At 63.3% G+C, this 2,650-nt stretch carries 2 protein-coding genes; both read right to left on the bottom strand.

Features of this window, described 5'->3' with window-relative positions:
• Positions 1–354 (bottom strand): GNAT family N-acetyltransferase (locus tag A2J01_RS10405; protein WP_064112656.1); only part of this gene is annotated, 354 nt, incomplete at its 3' end.
• Positions 355–401: 47 nt separating this feature from the next.
• Entirely contained in the window at positions 402–2,483 is a 2,082-nt protein-coding gene (ligA, locus tag A2J01_RS10400; RefSeq protein ID WP_007729389.1) for an NAD-dependent DNA ligase LigA, read from the bottom strand.
• Between the last annotated feature and the right edge of the window lie 167 nt (positions 2,484–2,650).

Genomic DNA, 2,650 nt, shown 5'->3' with positions numbered 1-2,650 from the left:
CACCGAGTGATCGCCGCGGTCGTAGGCTTCGGCGATCACTGCGCGAACCAATGCGGTTCCGGCGCCCGATCCCCGAGCTTGCGGCGAGACTGCGAGCATGCGGAACTCGAGTTCGCCCTTCTGCGCAACATCCGCGAAGGGCGTGCCGGGTTCTGCGATCGTCAACGAGCCCACGACTTCGTCACCGAGAACCGCAACCAGCACCCGGCCCTGCTCCACCCGAGTTGCGGTGTCTCGCAGGCGCTCCGCGTACGGCGATCCGCCGGCGACAAATCCGCCACCCACGTACGATTGCACAGTCAGCTCCCCGACGGTCTCGAACTCAGCCGGTAGAACTTCACGAATCTCGATCATGGCGTCACTATCGCACCCAGCACACCAATCTCAGAAATCGGACAAAGTCACTCTGGTTCGTCCAAATCGGTGGGAGCGACCGCATCCGGGCCATCTTCGAGCAACCGCCGAAAGCCGTCTTCGTCGAGCACCGGCACACCCAATTCGACCGCCTTGTCGTGCTTGGAACCGGGTGCTTCACCGACGACGACAAACGCAGTCTTCTTCGAGACCGACCCTGCCGCCTTGCCGCCGCGCACCAGAATCGCTTCCTTCGCCTGATCACGTGAGTAGGTCTCGAGCGAACCGGTGACGACGATCGAGAGGCCCTCGAGATTGCGCGGAATCGAATCGTCGCGTTCGTCCTCCATGCGTACTCCGGCCGACGCCCACTTATCGACGATCTGCTGGTGCCAGTCGACGGAGAACCACTCCACGACGGCGGCGGCGATAGTCGATCCGACGCCGTCGACTGCAGCCAACTCGTCGACCGAGGCTTCCCGAATGCGTTGCAGCGAGCCGAATTCGCCGGCCAACGCCCTCGCGGCAGTGGGGCCGACGTGCCGAATCGACAGTGCCACAAGCACTCTCCACAGCGGCTTGTCCTTGGCCGAATCCAGGTTGGCCAGCAAGCGTTTTCCGTTGGCGGACAGGGATCCCGCATTGGTGCGGAAGATCGGAACTTCGATCAGTTTCTCGGCGTCGAGTGAGAAGAGATCGCCCTCGTCGCCGATGACCTTCGCCTCCAACAGCCCGGTCGCGGCCTCGTAACCGAGCACCTCGATGTCGAATGCACCGCGCCCCGAGACGTGGAACACGCGCTCGCGCAACTGCGCCGGGCAGTACTGCTGATTGGGGCATCGCACGTCGACGTCGCCCTCTTTCGCGGGTGCCAACAACGTGCCGCACTCGGGACAATGCGTCGGCATGACGAACTCGCGCTCGGTACCGTCACGAACGTCTGCCACGGGACCGAGGACCTCGGGGATAACGTCTCCGGCCTTACGCAACACCACGGTGTCGCCGATCAGCACACCCTTGCGCTTGACCTCGGATCCGTTGTGCAGCGTGGCCAAGGACACAGTGGAACCCGCCACCGTGACGGGTTCCATGTAGGCGAACGGCGTCACACGACCCGTACGTCCGACACTGACCCGGATGTCGAGGAGCTTGGTCGTGACCTCTTCCGGCGGGTACTTGTACGCGATAGCCCACCGTGGTGCGCGCGACGTGGTGCCCAGACGTCGATGTAACGACATCTCGTCTACCTTGACCACCAATCCGTCGATCTCGTGCTCGACGTCGTGGCGGTGTTCTCCCCAGTACTTCATCTTCTCGACCACGGCGTCGGCGCCGACCACCCGTGAGGTGTGCGTGGACACCGGCAGACCCCAGGCGGCGAGGGCCACGTAGGCGTCGTACTGCGAGGCCGGCTCGAAACCTTCCATGCGCCCGAACCCGTGGCAGATCATTCCGAGGCGGCGACGCGCGGTGACGGCAGGATTCTTCTGACGCAGGGAGCCCGCCGCGGAGTTGCGCGGATTGGCGAACGGCGCCTTCCCCTCCTCCACCAGGGAGGCATTGAGTGCTGCGAAGTCCTCGAGGCGGAAGAACACCTCGCCACGCACCTCGAGCAGGCTCGGAATCGGGTACTCGTCCGTGGCGGTAAGGCGCTCCGGGATGTCGTTGATCGTCAGAGCGTTGAGCGTGACCAGCTCGCCCGTACGACCGTCACCGCGCGTTGCGGCACGAACGAGTTTGCCGTTCTCGTAGACGAGATTGAGGGCGACACCATCGATTTTCACTTCACAGAGATAGTGCAGTTCCGGCCCGGTTTCCTGCTCTACCTTGGCGATCCATGCTCGGAGCTCCGACTCGTCGAAGACGTTGTCGAGGCTGAGCATCCGCTCGAGGTGGTCGACGGACGTGAAGTCCGTCGCGAATCCGCCACCGACGAGTTGCGTCGGAGAGTCGGGAGTTCGCAGATCCGGGTACTGCTCTTCGAGAGCATTGAGCTGCCCGAGCAATGTGTCGAATGCACCGTCCGAAATGACGGGCGCATCACGAACGTAGTAGCGGAACTGATGCTGGCGTACCTCTTCGGCCAGCTCCGTCCACTGCTCGCGCGCCTCGTTGGGCGCTGGCTGCATTGCATCCGCGGTTTCAGTCACAGCTAGAAGATTATCGGTTCACACCGACACACCACACGACTCCACATCGGAACGCACACACTAGAACGCCGACGGATCGTCCACCAATGCCTTGCCGACGTCTGTACACAGCCGAAGGGCGGCACGAGCCCAGTCGAGGTTCGCAC

The sequence above is a fragment of the Rhodococcus sp. EPR-134 genome, assembly GCF_001647205.1.
In the GTDB taxonomy this organism is placed as follows: domain Bacteria; phylum Actinomycetota; class Actinomycetes; order Mycobacteriales; family Mycobacteriaceae; genus Rhodococcus_F; species Rhodococcus_F qingshengii.
This window is presented reverse-complemented; position numbering and strand designations above follow the sequence as displayed.